The sequence below is a fragment of the Nonomuraea dietziae genome (assembly GCF_014195505.1).
GTDB classification, from domain to species: domain Bacteria; phylum Actinomycetota; class Actinomycetes; order Streptosporangiales; family Streptosporangiaceae; genus Nonomuraea; species Nonomuraea roseola.
On record NZ_JACIBV010000001.1, the window covers coordinates 4,688,600 to 4,705,460 of the forward strand.

Sequence of the window (16,861 nt, forward strand, 5' to 3'; positions counted from 1 at the left end):
GCGGCTAGAGCGCGCGCGGAGTCACACGTTCCCCATCGAGTGTATGCGAGGCTGTCAGATCTTGGAGACCTGGTTGAACGACAGCTCGACCGGGGTCTCACGACCGAAGATCGACACCAGCACCTTGAGCTTCTGCGACTCGGGGCTGATCTCGCTGACCGAGGCGGGCAGCGTGGCGAACGGACCGTCCATGACGGTGACCGACTCGCCGATCTCGAACTCGACCGCGGGGCCCGTGGAGGCCTTGGCGGTGGCCTTCTTGGCCTCCTCGGTCGGCTCGGGCGCCAGCAGCTTGGCGACCTCGTCGATGCTGAGCGGGCTCGGCTTGTTGGAGAGGCCGACGAAGCCGGTCACGCCGGGCGTGTTACGCACCGCGGCCCAGGACTCGTCGGTGAGGTCCATGCGCACCAGCACGTAGCCGGGCAGCACGCGCTCCTTGACCGGAACCTTCTTGCCGCTCTTGAACTCCTGGACGGTGTGCGTGGGCACCTCGACCTGGAAGATGTAGTCCTCCATGTTGAGCGACACGTTGCGGCTCTCGATGTTGGACTTCACGCGGTTCTCGTAGCCGGCGTAGGAGTGAATGACGTACCACTCGCCGAGCTGGCCGCGCAGGGAGCGCTTGAACTCCTCGACGGGGTCGATCTCCTCGACCTCGTCGTCTCCCTCTTCCTCGACGACGGCCACCGGAGCCTCGTCGGACTCCTCGACGTCGTCGGCGTCTTCGGCCTCGGGCTCCTCGACGTCGGTCTCCTCGACCTCGTCGATGGACTCCTCAGCGGCGACGTCGTCGTCCCACTCCTCGCGAGGGGTGTCTGAAGTCTCGGACACGGTGACTTTTCCTCTTTCGTCGAATCGAATGGTGGCCCGTCGGGCGTCACCCGCCGGCATGGGATCAGCTGCCGCCGAAGATCCGCAGGACGCCCTCCGTGAACAGGGCGTCAAGCCCCGACACGATCGCAACCATGATCAGAACGAATACCAGAACGACCGTGGTGTAGGTGATGAGATCCTTGCGCGTCGGCCAGATGACCTTGCGCAGTTCATTGACGACCTGCCGATAGAAAAGGGCAGGAGAAGTGCGCTTCTGCTTCTTCTCGCCGCTCGGCTTGCCTGCGGTCTCGCTGTGCGTGTCGATCGCCACAGTCCTCACCTGATCTGTCGTATCCAACGCAGTTGCGCGGCGCGCTTACACGCCTTGCTGCGCGGACCGCACTCAGCAGGGCACGAGGGACTCGAACCCCCAACCGCCGGTTTTGGAGACCGGTGCGCTACCAATTGCGCTAGTGCCCTATGTCGTCAACCACACTACATGGATTGACTTACTGCCCGGGCCGATCGCCGCATCGACATGCGGCGGCAGGACCAGGCGAAAGTGTACGGAAGAATGACGGCTACGTCGAACCAGAACGAGATCGCCCTGGTCACAAGCCACTTGCCCGCATGGGCGTGTCGCCGTCTGTCACCATGTGAATATGTCCAGCCGCATCTCCGCACGCATCTCCGCGATCTCCGAGTCCGCCACTCTGGCCGTCGACGCCAAGGCGAAGGCCATGAAGGCCGCGGGCCGTCCCGTCATCGGCTTCGGCGCGGGCGAGCCCGACTTCCCGACCCCCGGCTACATCGTCGAGGCTGCGGTCGAGGCGGCGCGCGAGCCGCGTTTCCACAAGTACACGCCGGCGGGCGGCCTGCCCGAGCTGAGGCAGGCGATCGCCGACAAGACCCTGCGCGACTCCGGCTACCGGGTCGACGCCTCGAGGGTGCTGGTGACCAACGGCGGCAAGCAGGCCGTCTACCAGGCGTTCGCCACTCTGCTCGATCCCGGTGACGAGGTCCTGGTGGTCGCTCCCTACTGGACGACCTACCCCGAGGCGATCAAGCTGGCCGGCGGGGTGCAGGTCGACGTCGTCACCGACGAGACCACCGGCTACCTCGTCTCCGTCGAGCAGCTGGAGGCGGCCCGCACCGAGCGGACCAAGGTGCTGCTGTTCGTCTCGCCGTCCAACCCGACGGGCGCGGTCCACCCGCGCGAGCAGGTCGAGGCGATCGGCCGCTGGGCGGCCGAGCACGGCCTCTGGGTGGTCACCGACGAGATCTACGAGCACCTCGTGTACGGCGGCGCGGAGTTCACCAGCATCGCCACCGCCGTGCCGGAGCTCGGCGACAGGGTCGTCATCCTCAACGGCGTCGCCAAGACCTACGCCATGACCGGCTGGCGGGTCGGCTGGCTCATCGGCCCCTCCGACGTGGTGAAGGCCGCGACCAACCTGCAGTCGCACGCCACCTCCAACGTCTCCAACGTCGCCCAGGTCGCGGCGCTGGCCGCGGTGAAGGGTGACCTGTCGGCGGTGGAGCGGATGCGCGAGGCGTTCGACCGTCGCAGGAAGACCATGGTCAGGATGCTCAACGAGATCCCAGGAGTGCTCTGCCCTGAGCCGCAGGGCGCCTTCTACGTCTACCCGTCGGTGAAGGCGCTGCTGGGCAAGGAGCTGCGCGGCAGGCGTCCGCAGACCTCGGCCGAGCTGGCGGAGCTGATCCTGGAGGAGGCCGAGGTGGCGGTCGTCCCCGGTGAGGCCTTCGGCACGCCGGGCTACTTCCGCCTGTCCTACGCGCTGGGCGACGACGACCTGGTCGAGGGCGTCAGCCGCCTCCAGAAGCTGCTGTCCGAAGCCGTCTGATTCACCCGGTGCGCCCTTGTCCTGGTCAGGAGGGCGCCTGGACGGAGGCCGCCAGGGGCAGCAGGTCGGCGGAGAGGGTGTCGCTGACGCGGATCCATGCGCCGGTGCCCGTGCGTTCGAGCCAGGCGATCATCATCCCGCCGCTCGGATGCCTGCCGACCAGGGCGGGTTTGCCGCGGACGGTGGTCTCGCGCGGCGAGGCGAGAACGGCGCGCTTGCGGTAGGTCTCCCAGTCGGCCGCGACGGTGCCGTGCTCCACCTGCACCTCGACGAAGCTCGACCCGGCGGCGTAGCGGGCCCATCCGCCCTCGACGCCGGGCTCGGGCGCGATGGAGCCGCCTCCTGTGCGGCTGAGCCCGGCGGGCAGGTAGGTGAGCCAGAAGTTGTCGGCCACCACCGTGATGGCGGGTGAGGTGGCGGTGGGGGTCGATGGAGGCGTGGGGGCAAGGGTCGGGACGACGGTGACCGGTGAGGTCCTGCCGAATCCCGAGGAGAAGATGGCGATGATCGTGAGGACGGTCACCGCCAGGGCGGCGAGGGCGAGCGCGGCCCGCCATCGCCCGCCGTGGGCGGTGACCAACCCGTCAGGCGCCATACCCCCTTAGATGCCCGCCTTCCCCGCTCTGATCACTCCGCGGGGCGGATCCCTTGCGCGATCTTCTGCAGCTCGGTGGAGACCGCCTCGACGCCGAGCTTCTCGGCCCTGTCAGGGCTCATCATCACCTCGACCGCGAGGTCGTCGCGCAGCTTGAAGCCGATGGTGGGAGTGCTCGGCTCCCTGCCCTGCTGCGTGCCGGGCTTTCCGACCTCGCCCCCCTCGCCGACGTTGGCCACGTACGCCTGTCTGCCGCCGAGGTCGACGAGTTCGACACCGTCGCGCTTCAGGCGGGCCTCGACCTGCCTGCCCGCCTTGCCCTCGTGCACCATGACCTGGATGCCGTACCTGCCGGGGCGGCCGTCAGGAGTGTCGTAGCTGGTGGTGTAGCTGGTGCCGCCCCGTGCCTTCTTGCCGGACCACTTGTTCGACCACTTGCTCCACACCAGCCCTTCGGGCAGGTAGCCGAGCGTGATGCCGCCGAACGTGCGGCCGTCGCCCAGATCGCCGAGCGTCTGGGGCCTCTCCTCCACCAGGTAGAGCTTGACGGTCGAGCTCGTAGACACCTCCGTGCCCGGCTTCGGCTCCTGGTCGAAGACGTGCTCGTGTCCTGTCAGCTTCTCGCCGACGAGACCTACCGCCCGCAGCGCCGCCTGGGCCTCGGCCAGCGTCATGTCGGTCAGGTCGGGCACCGTCACCTCGGTCACGATCTTCGCGGTCGTGGGCGCCTGCGCCGCGTCCGAGGAGCCCGAGCTCATCGACAGGACCACGGGACCCCCCGCCGCCAGGGCGGCGGTCACGAGGGCGGCCCCCGCCACCCTGAACCTGATCACGTGCCTGCGGTGCCTCCTGCGCACGCTCCCGCCCATCGTGGACGGCGCTTGCACGTCGGCCACCCGGGCGGCCATCGCCTCGGCGAGGCCCTCTTCGACCTTCATACGAGCGCTCCTTCCTTCATGTTCTCCCGGATTCTGGCGAGCCCCCGCGCCGCCTGACTCTTGACCGTGCCGAGCGAGCAGCCGAGCGCCGCCGCCGTGGCCGACTCCGACAGGTCCTCCCAGTAGCGCAGGACCAGGACGGCCCGCATCCGTGCGGGCAGCCTGCGCAGCTCGGCCATGAGCGCGTCGCGCAGATCGAGGTCGGGCGCCGCCGCCTCGGTCTCCGGCGGCCTGGCGAACGTGATCTCCTGAATGATCTTTCGGCGGCGGGCCGCCGAGATGGCCGCGTTCACGACGATCCTGCGCGCGTAGGCGTCGGGGTTGTCGTGCCCGATCCTCGGCCAGTGCCGGTAGACCTTCTCCAGCGCGTGCTGGACGAGGTCCTCGGCGTCGTGCTGCGACGCCCCGCATACCAGGATCGCGGTGCGTAGCAGTGACGTGCTTCGGGCGGCCAGGAACTGGTCGAAGGCCGCCTCATGTTCTTCCGTCATCAGCGAGGTCCCCTTTCGCCCCTCCCAACGCGTCAACCCACCGCGAGGTTGAGTGGCACCATATGGAAATGCCACGTCCCCTGGCCGAGCTGCCCAAGGCTCATCTGCACCTGCACTTCACCGGCTCCATGCGGCACTCGACGCTGATCGAACTGGCCAGGGAGCAGGGCCTGCACCTGCCCGACGCGCTCGAGGAGGACTGGCCGCCGCAGCTCCACGCCACCGACGAGCGGGGCTGGTTCAGGTTCCAGCGCCTGTACGACATCGCCAGGTCGGTGCTGAGGCGCGAGGAGGACATCTACCGGCTGGTGCGCGAGGCGGCGGAGGACGAGGCGGCCGAGGGCTCGCGCTGGCTGGAGATCCAGGTGGACCCGTCGGGGTTCGCCTCACGCTTCGGCGGGCTGACCGCGACGCTGGAGCTGATGCTCGACGCCGCCGAACGGGCCGCCAGGGCGGCCGACATCGGGATCGCGACGGTCGTGGCGGCGAACAGGACCAGGCATCCGCTCGACGCCAGGACGCTGGCCAGGCTCGCCACGCAGTACGCCGGCAGGGGCGTGGTCGGGTTCGGGCTGTCCAACGACGAGCGGAGGGGAAGGGCGCGCGACTTCGAGCACGCCTTCAGGATCGCCAGGCGGGCGGGGCTGCTGGCCGTCCCTCATGGGGGTGAGCTGCTCGGCCCCGAGAGCGTCGCCGAGTGCGTCGACGACCTCGACGCCGACAGGGTGGGGCACGGCGTGCGGGCGGCCGAGTCCGAGCGGCTGATGGAGCGGCTGGCCGACAGGCAGATCTGCTGCGAGGTGTGCCCGACCTCCAACGTGGGGCTCGGCGTGGTCGCGGGGCCCGAGGACGTGCCGCTGCGCAGGCTGTTCGACGCGGGGGTGCCGATCGCGCTGGGTGCCGACGACCCGCTGCTGTTCGGGGCCAGGCTGCTGCCGCAGTACGAGCTGGCGCGCGACCTCTACGGCTTCGACGACAGGGCGCTGGCCGAGCTGGCGCGGCAGTCGATCAGGTCGTCGGCCGCGCCCGAGTCGGTGCGCAAGGAGCTGATGAAGGGCGTGGACGACTGGCTCACCGCGCCCTCAGCGGAGTGAGGAGGCGATCTCCACCGCCCGCTCCTTGGAGGTGACGCCTTCGAGGCGGTGGGCGAGGTCGCCGTCGAACCAGATGAGAGTGGGTCCCGCCAGTCGCAGCGGGAGCCGGCTGCCGTCCTGCCTGTCGAGGCGGCTGAGCGTGTGCTCCTTGGCCAGCCACCAGCCGTCGCCGCCGACGTGCTCCGGCCACGGCTCGCGCAACTGCTTCACGAAGTAGGGGGTCAGGCCCTCGAACTGGTCGAGCCGCACGCCGTCCGCCCAGAACAGCGAGACGATCCTGTCGCCGTCGCTGACCGTGACGCGCTCGGGCTCGCCCAGCGCGGCGGGCACCTTGACGGGGAACCCCGTGAGCCGCCGCGCCTCGGCCAGGTCGACCTCGCGCTCGCCCGGCAGCGGCACGGGTGTCGCGGGCGGCGCGCCCTGCTCGCCGACGCGCACCTCGATGCCCGCAAGGCGCAGGATGTGCACGACGGCGGCCCTGCCCTGCGGGGTGGCGGCGGTCAGCGCCACGATCACGACCGCGATGGCCGCGACGAGCCGCCACCTGGGCCGCCTTCTCGCCGGTGGCGCGGGCTCGGGCGAGGGCTCCTCGATGCGGGCCCGTACGGCCGCCGCCACCTCGGCGGGCGGCGGGGCGGCCGGCAGGTCGACGAAGTCGGCGAGCGCCATGAGCTCCGCCTCGAGGTCGTCGTCAGGCGAGGTCACGTCCCACCTCCTCCCTCAGTCTGGCCAGTCCGCGATGCGTCCTGGACTTGACCGTGCCGACCGGCCAGTCGAGCACCTGGGCGGTCTCCTGCTCCGACAGCTGCAAGAAGTACCTGCAGACCACGGCCTCCCGTTCCCGATCAGGCAGCCTGCGCACGGCGGCCAGCAGGCGCTCCCTGCGGTCGCCCGCGACGGCCGTGCCCTCGGGGTCGTCGGAGGCCTGCGTGGCGGCCATCGCGCCGAGCTTCAGCGCCAGCTCCGACCTTCGCCCTCGCGACCTGGTGAGGTTGTGGGTCTCGTTGGCGACGATCCGCAGCAGCCACGGACGGAAGGGCGCGTCCCTCCTGAAGCCGCCCAGGTGCCTGAACGCCTTGACGAACGCTTCCTGCACCACGTCCTGCGCCTCGTCGCCCGCGCCGAGCATGGCGGCGGTGCGGTGGGCGAGCGCGCTGTAGCGGGCGACGAGCGCCTCGTAGGCGGACAGGTCACCGTCGAGCGCGCGGGCTATCGCCTCGTCGTCATCCATGGGCGAGTCAGATTCCATCCCATGCGGGGGCTCGCGCGAAAGAGGAAAGCGAGAAAAGAAAGGCGGTGAGACGGCCCCTCCTCCACCTCACCGCCTTCGCCGACCGACACCCCCGGTCGTCGAACGGCTGCGAACAGTCTTCACGTCCTCACGTATCGTCACATCCGTAGATCGGCCCACGCGCATACCTATTTCTCGTGGCGAGGTGGAGGTCGGCAGGGCAGCCGAACAGCGGCGCCGCCTCCGTCCGGCCGCGGCGAGCGGCGTCAGGCGCGCCCCACGGACATGGTCAGCTCGGCAGGGAGGTCACCCATGCCGCGATCTGCGCTCTGGACGAGAAGCCGAGTTTGTCGAGGATGTGCTCCACGTGCGCGTCCACCGTCCGTTTGGACAGCACCAGCTGCTCGGCCATCTCCCTGTTCGACAGCCCCCCGGCGACCAGCTGGGCGACCTCCCACTCGCGGCGGGTGAGCGGGAGCTCGGCGCGCGGCTCCCTGCCGCCCGCCGCCGCGGAGACCGCCTCGTCGAGGCCCAGCCGCCGGCCCCTGGCGTAGGCCGCGGCGTAGACCCTGCCGCCCAGCTCTCGCTCGGCCCGCTCGGCGCAGATGAGGTGGGGCCTGTTGAAATGCCTGGAGTCGAACAGCAGCGGCCCGACCGAGCGCCAGATCGTGCCCGCGGCGCCCTGCAGCACCGCCGCCACCTCCGGCTCGCCCGCCTCGGCCCTGAGCAGGGCGACCAGTTCGACCGACAGCACGATGCCGACCAGGTCGTGGAAGCGGTGGCTGACGCGCAGGCTGCGCAGCGCGAGCGACAGCGCCCGCCCCCTCGCCCCCTTCGCCCAGGCCGCGTACGCCTCCACGTAGTCGACGTAGGACAGCACCCACTGCTCCCCCACGCGCTCGCAACGGTCGCGCACCTGGTCGCACAGCTCGGCGCAGGAGTCGAGCTCACCGCGGAAGGCCAGCACGATCGCCAGTTCGACGCAGGCCATGAGGACGTTGCACTCGAGCACGCCGAGCTTCGCGTACCTCTCGACGGCCTCGGTGAAGAGCGGGACGGCACGGTCGTGCTCGTCGGCGATCAGCGCCGCGCACCCCAGACGATGGACGGCGTAGGCGACGGCCCGCTGGTCCCCGTGGTCCCTGCACTCCTCGAGGAAGCGCGTGCCCGAGTCGCTCTCGCCGATGAGGACGCAGACGTAGCCCGCCACCCACAGCGCCCTCATCCGCGCGGAGGTCGGCTCGGGCGCGGCCGACAGCGCGCGGCCGAGCCAGTGGCGGCCCTCGCGCAGCTGCCCGCAGCCGACCCAGTAGAACCAGAGGGTCGCGGCCATGTCGAGCGCCTGCTCGTGGGCGTCGAGGCAGCGCTCGAAGGCGGCTCGCAGGTTGCCGAGCTCGGCGCGGGTGCTGGAGAAGATGGCCTGCTGGCGGGGGCCGAACCAGTCGGCCTCGTTGGCGCGGGCGAGCCTGAGGTAGAAGTCGGTGTGGCGGGCGCGCAACGCGTCGGCTTCCGCGGCGCCGAGCCTTCCCAGCCACTCGGCGCCGTACTCCCTGACGGAGTCGATCAGGGAGTAGCGGACGCCTTCCTCCCGCTCCTCCCTGATCAGGATCGACTTGTCGACCAGGGCGCCGACCAGGTCGACGATCGCCGCGCGCGACAGGCGCCCGCCGGAGCAGACCGACTCGGCCGCCACCAGGCCGAAGCCGCCGCTGAAGACCGACAGCCGCGCCCACAGCAGCCGCTCGTCAGGCGTGCTCAGCTCGTGGCTCCAGCCGATCGCCGCCCTCAGTGTCTGGTGCCGGGGGCCGCCCGCCCTGCTGCCAAGGTCGAGCAGCTTGAAACGGTGGTCGAGACCCTCGACGACCTCCTCGACCGACAGCGCGCGCAGGCGGACCGCCGCCAGCTCGATCGCCAGCGGGATCCGGTCGAGCCTGAGGCACAGCTTCCTGACCAGCGCCTCGTTCTCCGCCGTGACGGCGAAGGCGCCGGTCGCGGCCAGGGCCCTGTCGGCGAGCAGGGCGACCGCGTCGGAGAGCGTGAGCGAGGGCACCGGCAGCAGGTGCTCGCCCTCGATCTCGAGTGCCTGCCTTCCCGCCACCAGGATCTTGAGCCCAGGCGACCTTCTGAGCAGCAGCTCCGCCAGCTGGGCGCAGCGCCCGACCAGGTGCTCGGTCCCGTCGAGAACGAGGAGCAGGCGCTTGCCGGCCAGGTGGGCGGTGAGGACCTCCTCGTCGGTCCTGGCGGTCTGGTCGGTCAGTCGCATCGCGTCGGCGATCGCCGTCTCGATCAGGCCGGGATCGTGCAGGGTGCTCAGGTCGACGAAGAACACACCGTCGTCGAAGGCCCTGCGCGCGGAGTAGGCCGCTCGCATGGCCAGCCGCGTTTTCCCTACGCCGGCGACGCCGGTGAGCGTGACGAGCCGCGCCCTGCCGAGCAGACGCCTGACTTCCTTCAGCTCTGCCCGCCTGCCGACGAAACCGGTGACGTCGGCAGGGAGGTTGCCTCTCTCCATCACTGCCTCGTGTGTGGGGATTCACGGGTTAGCGCATAGTAACGCGCCGAATGCGCCCCGGAGTGTCCGTTCGCGAGTTCGGCGGATGAAGTGACCCGGAGATCCGAGCGGGCACTAGACTCTGCGGCACCGCATTCTTGGAGGAACAGCTCTCATGTCATCTGGGTACGACCGCGTGGTCCAACCGGCGGCCGGCGACGAGGCTCTGGAAAACCACCTCGGCGGCGACGAGGCCAAGAACTACCGGCAGTACGAGTTCGACATGGTGGCGCCCCACGTCGGCCGCTCCATGCTGGAGATCGGCTCGGGCCTCGGGCACTTCGCCGAGCAGTTCCTGCCCCGCCTCGACCGGCTCGTGGTCAGCGACTTCGACCCCTACTGCGTCGAGCAGCTGCGCAAGCGCTTCGCCGACCGCTCCGACATCGACGTGCTGCACTTCGCCCTCCCCGACGCGGTTCCGATGGAGGAGAAGGTCGACACCGTCGTCATGATGAACGTCCTCGAGCACATCGAGGACGACGCGGGGGCGCTGCGCTCGCTGGCCCGCGTCGTGACGCCCGGCGGCAGGATCATCATCTGGGTGCCCGGCTACATGCAGCTCTACGGGGACTTCGACAAGAAGGTCGGCCACGTCCAGCGCTACACGCCCAAGACGCTGAGCAGCTCAGTGGCGAAGGCGGGGCTCGACATCGACGTCATCAAGCCGATCAACTTCCTGGGCGGCATCGCCTGGTGGGCCGCGGTCCGCCGCGGCGGGGTCGGCTACCCCGACCCGCGCCTGGTCAAGATCTACGACCGCACGGTGGTGCCGGCGACGCGCCTGATCGAGCGCTTCATCCGCCCCCCGTTCGGCCAGACCGTCTTCTGCGTCGCCCGCGTGCCTTCCTGACCCCATCCGCTCGGTAGCTCGCGCGGCGCTTTCCCGCCGCTCTCCGAGCCCGCCTCTTCAAGACCCTGTACGGCGAAGCCACCCCACGGCCACCGGAGTCACCCGGTGGCCGTCGGTCTTTCACGCATGCTCCAGCAGGACTCCGGCCGATCACCGCAACGTCGCCCGTGAACCCCCGAGCCGGTGACCCCGCACCTGTGCCTCCCGCGAGCCGGTGACCTCTCGTGCCCGCGGGCCGTGCGAGCCGGCGAGCTCTCGCGCCCGCCCGACCCCGAAGCCGCCACGCCGGCGACCCCGCCGTCACGCGACCCCGGCCACGCGTGCTCGATGGCCGTCCCCCTGGACAGACCCTGGCCACGTGCCGAGGGTGGGCATGACCCGGCCCGGCCGTACGGGATGATCATGGAATCGGGTGTCGACGGCAGGCGAGGGGAAGGACAGAATCGGAGGAACGCGAGCGGAGGCCGTTATGACCGAGTACGCGCGGGCGCGAGAGGTCGCCGAGCAGGCCAGGCAGGCCGAGTGGGAGCGGCCGAGCTTCGGCAGGCAGCTCTTCCTCGGTGACTTCCGGCTCGATCTCGTCCACCCGATCCCCACCCTCGACGAGTCGGCCGCCAAGAAGGGCGAGGAGTTCGTCAGGGCCCTGCGCAGGTTCCTCGACTCGCGGGTGGATCCCGCGCAGATCGAGCGGACCGCGACGGTGCCCGACGAGGTGGTCAGGGGCCTGGCCGGCCTCGGCGCCTTCGGCATCACGATCGAGGAGGAGTACGGCGGCCTTGGCCTGTCCCACCTGTACTACAGCAGGGCGCTCATGCTGGTCGGCTCCTACTGCCCCGCGCTGTCGGCGCTGCTGTCGGCGCACCAGTCGATCGGGGTGCCGCAGCCGTTGCGGCTGTTCGGCACCGAGGAGCAGAAGCGCGAGTTCCTGCCGCGCTGCGCCCGAGGGGAGATCTCGGCGTTCCTGCTGACCGAGCCCGACGTCGGCTCCGACCCCGCGCGCCTGTCCACGACCGCGACCCTCGACGGGGACGACTACGTGCTCGACGGCGTCAAGCTGTGGACGACCAACGGCGTGGTCGCCGACCTGCTGGTGGTGATGGCCAGGACCGGCAGGAAGATCAGCGCCTTCGTGGTCGAGGCGGACTCGCCCGGCATCACCGTCCAGCGGCGCAACTCCTTCATGGGCCTGCGCGGGATCGAGAACGGGGTGACGCGGTTCGAGGGGGTCCGCGTCCCCGCCCGCAACAGGATCGGCCGCGAAGGCGACGGTCTGAAGATCGCGCTCACCACGCTGAACACCGGCCGGCTGTCACTGCCCGCCACGTGCGCGGGCAACGCCAAGTGGGCGGTGAAGATCGCCCGCGAGTGGTGCAACGCGCGTGTGCAGTGGGGGCACAGGGTCGGCGAGCACGAGGCGGTGGCCACCAAGGTCGCGTTCATCGCGGCCACCGCCTACGCGCTGGAGGCGGTGTGCGACCTGTCGAGCAGGCTGGCCGACGACGAGTCCAACGACATCAGGATCGAGGCCGCGCTCGCCAAGCTGTTCGCCAGCGAGATGGCCTGGCGGGTGGGCGACGAGCTGGTCCAGATCAGAGGCGGGCGCGGCTACGAGACGGCCGAGTCGCTTGCCGCGCGCGGCGAGCGCGGCGTGCCCGCCGAGCAGATCCTGCGCGACCTGCGCATCAACCGGATCTTCGAGGGCTCCTCGGAGATCATGCGGCTGCTGATCGCGAGGGAGGCGGTGGACGCGCACCTGTCCGTCGCCGGCGAGCTGATCGCCCCTGACGCCTCCAGGCAGGACCGAGCCAGAGCGCTCAGGCGGGCCGGCGCCTTCTACGCCAGGTGGCTGCCGGGGCTGGTCGTCGGCGAGGGCACGCTCCCCGTCGCCTACGGCGCCTTCGGCCCGCTGGCCCATCATCTGCGGCACGTGGAGCGGACCAGCCGCAAGCTGGCCAGGTCCACCTTCTACGCCATGTCGAGGTGGCAGGGCGGCCTGGAGCACAGGCAGGCCTTCCTGGGCAGGATCGTCGACATCGGCTCCGAGCTGTTCGCGATGACCGCGGTCTGCGTGCGAGCCGACGAGGACTCCCGCGACCTCGGACGGCGTCCCATGGAGCTGGCCGACGTCTTCTGTCGCCAGGCCAGGATCAGGGTGGACACGCTGTTCGACAGGTTGTGGGACAACAGCGACGCCCATGACGCGAGGGTGGCGGGATACGTCCTCGACGGCCGCTACACCTTCGTGGAGGAGGGGATCCTCGACCCCTCCGTCGAGGGCCCGTGGATCGCCGCTCCCGCGGACGGCGAGAACGTCCACCGGCACGTCCGCTAGCGGCGGCACGGCAGCGGACGACAGCTCGGCGCGGACGTGCCCGGCGAGGTCACCAAGGTTCTGGCGCTGGCGCAGCGGCCGCTCGCCGCCCAGGCGTTCACCGAGACCGCGAGCACGGCGGCCTGGAAGACGAAGCCCTCATGGCGGTCATCGCCGGCGCCGACCAGGCGATCAACCCCGACGTCCAGCGGTTCGGGGCCAAGCGGGCGGGAGCGGCCGGCGTCGAGGTCGCGGGCGCTTCGCACGCCGTCGCGCTGTCCCGCCCGAAGGAGGTCTCCGACGTGATCCGCGAGGCGGTTCGGGCCACCTCGGCCTGACCTCTCATCCTGGGTCACCAGCAGGCCAAGCCGCCGGGCCTTCAGTGGCTCCGTCGCGGCACGGAGCCACCGCAAGGGCCCGGCGACCCCCCAGACGGTCGATGGAGACGCCGCGACACGCCTTCGATCATCGCCGAGGCCTCGGAGGCCGAACAGGACGCGGACGGCCTGCGGTGATGCGAAAGCTCCACGCTCCCACAAAGTTTGGACTTGCTTGAAATACCCGGATTACCGTCACCTTCCAACAAACTTTGACTCATCCGGTCTAGACCGGCTTCGCCGCGTTGTTTTCAAACCGATATGCGCCGGTATAGACCAGGTGATGAATCCCGCCCTACCCTGACGCAAACGCGTGGTGCTGACAGGCCCGCGCATCTCATCCCTGGGCGGGTTCCGCCGGCTGGTATGGACCAACGGCCCGTCCGACGAGAAGGCGGTATCTACGGTGAACATCAAGCTTGTGGGCGGCGCCGCTCTCGGCCTCGCCACCATGCTGGTCCTGTCCAGCTGTGGCGGCGGCGACGCCGGCACGCCCGCCGAGGGCGGTTCGACGGGGGCGGCGGCCGGCGGCGAGCAGGTCACGCTGAAGATGGTGGCCGCCGACTACGGCGACAACCCCACGGCCGACAACGCCGGCACGAAGTTCTGGAAGTCCGTGGTGGACGGCTTCCAGGCGGCCAACCCGAACATCAAGGTGGAGGTCCAGGTCATCTCCTGGAACGACATCGACAAGCAGGTCGCCACCATGGTCCAGAACGGCCAGGTGCCCGACATCCTGCAGACGGGCGACTACTCGGGCTTCGTCAAGGACGGCCTGCTCTACAAGACCGACGAGGTCCTCTCCCCCGAGGTCTCGAAGGACATGCTCACGAAGTTCGCCGACTTCGGCAAGGTCGACGGCACCGCGTACGGCATCCCGTTCGTCTCCTCGGCCCGCGCGCTCTTCTACAACAAGGAGCTGTTCGAGAAGGCCAAGATCACTGAGCCGCCCAAGACGTGGGACGAGCTCAAGGCCGCCGCGGAGAAGCTGAAGGCCGCGGGCGTCAGCCAGCCGTTCGGTCTCCCGCTCGGCCAGGAGGAGGCCCAGGCCGAGTCCTTCCTGTGGATGCTCGGCAACGGCGGCGGCTACACCGACGCCTCAGGCAAGTGGACGATCAACTCCCCCGCCAACGTCGAGGCCTTCCAGTACGTGAAGGGCCTGGTCGACGCCGGCCTGACCACCCCGAACCCCGGCACCAAGGACCGCAAGACGGTCTGGGAGGACTTCGCCGCGGGCAAGGTCGGCATGGTCAACGGCGGCCCCATGTCGATTCCGATCTTCGACAAGGGCGCCGTGAACGGCAAGTACGCCGTGGCCCCGATCGCCGGCAAGACCGGTCCTCTCGACACCACGCTGGGCGTCATGGACTGGATCATGGCGTTCAACAAGAACGGCCACGCCGCCGAGATCAAGAAGTTCTTCGACTACTTCTACACCGGCGACGCCACCCAGAAGATCGTCGACAACTACAAGCTGCTGCCCGTCACCAACGGCGGCATCGAGAAGCTGTCGGGCGACGAGAAGCTCAAGCCGTTCCTCGACGCGCTGCCCAACGCGAGCTTCTACCCCTTCAAGGACCCCAAGTGGTCCGAGGTGAACACCGCGATCAAGCAGACCATCGGCGGGGCCGTCAAGGACGACCCGGCGAAGGTGCTCGGCGACCTGCAGAAGGTCGCCGAGGGCAGCTGATCCTCGGAGTCGGTACGGCCGGCGCTGCCCCCAGCGCCGGCCGTACTCCCATGGAAGGTTCTTCATGAAAAGGTTGCGCGTTCTGGAACCCCTGGCCTGGGTGGGGCCGGCGGTGGTGCTGATCGCCCTGGTCGTCCTGTGGCCGGTCATCGAGATGGTTCGGACGTCGTTCCTCGAGGTCAGCCGGTTCGGCGTGGTCCGCGGCTGGAACGGCACCGAGAACTACGACAAGCTCTTCGCCGAGACCGACTTCTGGCCGGTGATGCTGCGCAGCCTCATCTGGGTGGTCGCGGTCGTCGGCTTCACCGTGCTGATCTCGCTGGCGCTGGCCCAGCTGTTCAACCAGCGCTTCCCCGGGCGCAAGATCGCCCGTTGGGCGCTCATCGCCCCCTGGGCCGCCTCGGTGCTCATGACGTCGATCATCTTCAAGTGGATGCTCGACCCCGAGGTCGGCATCATCAACCTCATCAGGCGCGATCTCGGGCTGATCCCCGCGATGGGCGGCGCCGACGCCGACCAGCTCGGCCAGGCCGCCACCGCGTTCCCCTGGCTGATCTTCGTCGCGGTGTTCGTGTCCGTGCCGTTCACCACGTACGCGCTGCTCGCGGGCCTGGCGACGATCCCCTCGGACGTCTACGAGGCGGCCAAGATGGACGGCGCCTCCAAGTTCAGGACGTACTGGTCGATCACGCTGCCGCTGCTGCGGCCCGCGCTGACCGTCGCCGCGCTGATCAACGTGATGAACGTCTTCAACAGCTTCCCGATCATCTGGTCCATGACCCACGGCCAGCCGGGCTACTCCACCGCGACCTCGACCATCTTCATGTTCATTCTGAAGGGCTCGAACATCGGTGAGTCGGCGGCCATGTCGGTCGTGAACTTCGGCATGGTGATCGTCCTCACCGCCATCTTCCTCAAGATCTCCAAGTGGAAGCAGGAGGTGGCGTGATGGCCCACTCCCGTCCCGTGGCGGGCGGCGCGATGCCGTCGGTCAAGAAGGTGGTCATCGCGGGCTCGGCCTACGTGATCGCGTTCATCTTCCTCTTCCCCTACCTGGTCATGCTGCTCACCGCCCTGCGCCCGCAGAGCAGCCTGCGGGAGGCGGAGTACTTCCCCTCGTCCTTCGAGTGGTCGAACCTACTGAACTTCTGGACGGGCGGCCTGGCCGACAACCTCCTCGTGACGCTGAAGGTCGCGGCGGGCTCGACGCTGCTGGTGCTGCTGGTCGCGCTGCCCGCGGCCTACTACTCGGCCAGGCACAACTTCAGGGGGCGCACGGCCTTCCTGATCCTGGTCCTGATCACCCAGATGTTCCAGCCGACCGCGATGCTGGTGGGCATCTACCGCGAGTTCTACCAGTTCGGCCTGGTCGACTCGACGTGGTCGCTGATCCTCGTCAACGGCGGGTTCAACCTGGCCTTCGCGGTGTGGATCCTCAACGCCTACTTCGCCTCCATCCCCAGGGAGCTGGAGGAGGCGGCCTTCATGGACGGCAACGGCCGCTTCGGCGCGCTGTTCAGGATCACGCTGCCGCTGGCCATGCCCGGTGTCATCACCGCGCTGATCTTCACCTTCATCGCGGCGTGGAACGAGTTCGTGGTCGCCCTGACCCTGACGACCAGCCCGGAGAACCAGCCGCTGACAGTGGCCCTGAACTCCTTCATCGGTCAGTACTCGGTCGACTGGCAGAACCTGTTCGCCGGTTCGGTGATCGCCACCCTCCCGGTGATCATCCTGTTCGCCCTGATCGAGCGCAAGGTCGTCGGCGGTCTGACAGCCGGTTCGATCAAGTAGCGCCGATCTCGGTGGTGTCCTCCGAGATCGGCGTCGACGATCTCGGAGGGCTCCTGTCCCGTCACGGGCGGCTCCCTCTCCGCCGACAATAATCCGTTGCGTGCCGCGCTCGCCCTGCCTTAATGTCTGAGCCATGCGCCTTTACCTGTAATGCGCGGGGCTGACCAGATCAGCCACCCGCCACTCAGCACTTGAGACCCGTCCGTCCAGACGCGGCAGCTGAGCTTGCCCGACCGGCCATCTTCGATGCGGCCGCGTCGC

Annotated in this window: 16 protein-coding genes and 1 tRNA gene; 8 read left to right on the forward strand and 9 right to left on the reverse strand. The window is 69.4% G+C overall.

Translation table 11 applies throughout. The features are described 5' to 3' along the window. Positions 1-54: 54 nt before the first annotated feature. The 3 genes from nusG to FHR33_RS22160 all read right to left on the reverse strand — a co-directional run bounded on the left by nusG (position 55) and on the right by FHR33_RS22160 (position 1,293). The gene (gene nusG / locus FHR33_RS22150; RefSeq protein WP_312895659.1) at positions 55-831 is read right to left on the reverse strand and encodes a transcription termination/antitermination protein NusG; all 777 of its coding nucleotides are present in this window, start codon (positions 829-831) and stop codon (positions 55-57) included. Positions 832-895: 64 nt separating this feature from the next. Further along, positions 896-1,144 (reverse strand): preprotein translocase subunit SecE, encoded by a 249-nt coding sequence (gene secE, locus FHR33_RS22155; RefSeq protein WP_183650941.1) that lies wholly within the window; start codon positions 1,142-1,144, stop codon positions 896-898. Between the two features lie 76 nt (positions 1,145-1,220). Continuing rightward, positions 1,221-1,293, reverse strand: a tRNA-Trp gene (locus FHR33_RS22160). Between the two features lie 182 nt (positions 1,294-1,475). On the opposite strand from FHR33_RS22160, the gene FHR33_RS22165 reads away from it, so the two are divergent. After that, positions 1,476-2,678 carry a pyridoxal phosphate-dependent aminotransferase gene (locus tag FHR33_RS22165; protein WP_183650944.1) on the forward strand — a complete coding sequence of 401 codons (1,203 nt, stop codon included), beginning with the start codon at positions 1,476-1,478 and terminating at the stop codon, positions 2,676-2,678. A 25-nt stretch (positions 2,679-2,703) separates the two neighbouring features. Here FHR33_RS22165 and FHR33_RS22170 read toward each other — a convergent pair whose 3' ends face one another. The 3 genes from FHR33_RS22170 to FHR33_RS22180 are packed head-to-tail and all read right to left on the reverse strand — an operon-like array spanning position 2,704 to position 4,702. Further along, positions 2,704-3,273, reverse strand: coding sequence for a hypothetical protein (locus FHR33_RS22170; RefSeq protein WP_183650947.1), 570 nt, complete (start codon positions 3,271-3,273; stop codon positions 2,704-2,706). A gap of 32 nt (positions 3,274-3,305) precedes the next feature. After that, positions 3,306-4,211 carry a PASTA domain-containing protein gene (locus tag FHR33_RS22175; protein WP_183650950.1) on the reverse strand — a complete coding sequence of 302 codons (906 nt, stop codon included), beginning with the start codon at positions 4,209-4,211 and terminating at the stop codon, positions 3,306-3,308. Next, positions 4,208-4,702 (reverse strand): SigE family RNA polymerase sigma factor, encoded by a 495-nt coding sequence (locus tag FHR33_RS22180; protein WP_183650952.1) that lies wholly within the window; start codon positions 4,700-4,702, stop codon positions 4,208-4,210. The genes FHR33_RS22175 and FHR33_RS22180 overlap by 4 nt, the downstream gene beginning before the upstream one ends. 62 nt (positions 4,703-4,764) lie before the next feature. Between FHR33_RS22180 and FHR33_RS22185 the strand changes: the two genes are divergently transcribed. Beyond that, entirely contained in the window at positions 4,765-5,796 is a 1,032-nt protein-coding gene (locus tag FHR33_RS22185) for an adenosine deaminase (RefSeq protein ID WP_376773196.1), read from the forward strand. On the opposite strand, the gene FHR33_RS22190 is transcribed toward FHR33_RS22185, so the two are convergent. The 3 genes from FHR33_RS22190 to FHR33_RS22200 all read right to left on the reverse strand — a co-directional run bounded on the left by FHR33_RS22190 (position 5,785) and on the right by FHR33_RS22200 (position 9,539). Continuing rightward, complete coding sequence (locus tag FHR33_RS22190) at positions 5,785-6,501, reverse strand: hypothetical protein (protein ID WP_183650960.1); 717 nt, start codon at positions 6,499-6,501, stop codon at positions 5,785-5,787. The two genes, FHR33_RS22185 and FHR33_RS22190, sit on opposite strands and share 12 nt — an antisense overlap. Further along, positions 6,488-7,027: an RNA polymerase sigma factor gene (locus tag FHR33_RS22195; protein WP_183650963.1), complete on the reverse strand. Its 540-nt coding sequence runs from the start codon at positions 7,025-7,027 to the stop codon at positions 6,488-6,490. Before FHR33_RS22195 ends, FHR33_RS22190 begins: the two co-directional genes overlap by 14 nt. 289 nt (positions 7,028-7,316) lie before the next feature. After that, complete coding sequence (locus FHR33_RS22200; RefSeq protein ID WP_183650967.1) at positions 7,317-9,539, reverse strand: ATP-binding protein; 2,223 nt, start codon at positions 9,537-9,539, stop codon at positions 7,317-7,319. Positions 9,540-9,693: 154 nt separating this feature from the next. On the opposite strand from FHR33_RS22200, the gene FHR33_RS22205 reads away from it, so the two are divergent. The 6 genes from FHR33_RS22205 (at position 9,694) to FHR33_RS22230 (ending at position 16,600) form a co-directional block, all read left to right on the forward strand. After that, on the forward strand, positions 9,694-10,428 hold the full coding sequence (locus FHR33_RS22205) for a class I SAM-dependent methyltransferase (protein WP_183650969.1): 735 nt from the start codon (positions 9,694-9,696) through the stop codon (positions 10,426-10,428). Positions 10,429-10,897: 469 nt separating this feature from the next. Further along, on the forward strand, positions 10,898-12,760 hold the full coding sequence (locus FHR33_RS22210; RefSeq protein WP_183650973.1) for an acyl-CoA dehydrogenase family protein: 1,863 nt from the start codon (positions 10,898-10,900) through the stop codon (positions 12,758-12,760). Next, on the forward strand, positions 12,643-13,077 hold the full coding sequence (locus FHR33_RS53325; protein WP_344839457.1) for an alpha/beta fold hydrolase: 435 nt from the start codon (positions 12,643-12,645) through the stop codon (positions 13,075-13,077). Before FHR33_RS22210 ends, FHR33_RS53325 begins: the two co-directional genes overlap by 118 nt. A gap of 445 nt (positions 13,078-13,522) precedes the next feature. Next, on the forward strand, positions 13,523-14,806 hold the full coding sequence (locus FHR33_RS22220) for an extracellular solute-binding protein (protein ID WP_312895661.1): 1,284 nt from the start codon (positions 13,523-13,525) through the stop codon (positions 14,804-14,806). A 64-nt stretch (positions 14,807-14,870) separates the two neighbouring features. Beyond that, the gene (locus FHR33_RS22225) at positions 14,871-15,755 is read left to right on the forward strand and encodes a carbohydrate ABC transporter permease (RefSeq protein ID WP_183650976.1); all 885 of its coding nucleotides are present in this window, start codon (positions 14,871-14,873) and stop codon (positions 15,753-15,755) included. After that, positions 15,734-16,600, forward strand: coding sequence for a carbohydrate ABC transporter permease (locus FHR33_RS22230; protein ID WP_312895662.1), 867 nt, complete (start codon positions 15,734-15,736; stop codon positions 16,598-16,600). The genes FHR33_RS22225 and FHR33_RS22230 overlap by 22 nt, the downstream gene beginning before the upstream one ends. Positions 16,601-16,861 lie beyond the last annotated feature (261 nt).

Excerpts from the sequence above, each read along its gene's own strand:
- FHR33_RS22165 (WP_183650944.1), top strand. The coding sequence starts at position 1,476 with ATGTCCAGCCGCATCTCCGCACGCATCTCCGCGATCTCCGAGTCCGCC.
- FHR33_RS22170 (WP_183650947.1), bottom strand. The coding sequence starts at position 3,273 with ATGGCGCCTGACGGGTTGGTCACCGCCCACGGCGGGCGATGGCGGGCC.
- FHR33_RS22175 (WP_183650950.1), bottom strand. The coding sequence starts at position 4,211 with ATGAAGGTCGAAGAGGGCCTCGCCGAGGCGATGGCCGCCCGGGTGGCC.
- FHR33_RS22180 (WP_183650952.1), bottom strand. The coding sequence starts at position 4,702 with ATGACGGAAGAACATGAGGCGGCCTTCGACCAGTTCCTGGCCGCCCGA.
- FHR33_RS22185 (WP_376773196.1), top strand. The coding sequence starts at position 4,765 with ATGGAAATGCCACGTCCCCTGGCCGAGCTGCCCAAGGCTCATCTGCAC.
- FHR33_RS22195 (WP_183650963.1), bottom strand. The coding sequence starts at position 7,027 with ATGGATGACGACGAGGCGATAGCCCGCGCGCTCGACGGTGACCTGTCC.
- FHR33_RS22200 (WP_183650967.1), bottom strand. The coding sequence starts at position 9,539 with ATGGAGAGAGGCAACCTCCCTGCCGACGTCACCGGTTTCGTCGGCAGG.
- FHR33_RS22205 (WP_183650969.1), top strand. The coding sequence starts at position 9,694 with ATGTCATCTGGGTACGACCGCGTGGTCCAACCGGCGGCCGGCGACGAG.
- FHR33_RS22210 (WP_183650973.1), top strand. The coding sequence starts at position 10,898 with ATGACCGAGTACGCGCGGGCGCGAGAGGTCGCCGAGCAGGCCAGGCAG.
- FHR33_RS22225 (WP_183650976.1), top strand. The coding sequence starts at position 14,871 with ATGAAAAGGTTGCGCGTTCTGGAACCCCTGGCCTGGGTGGGGCCGGCG.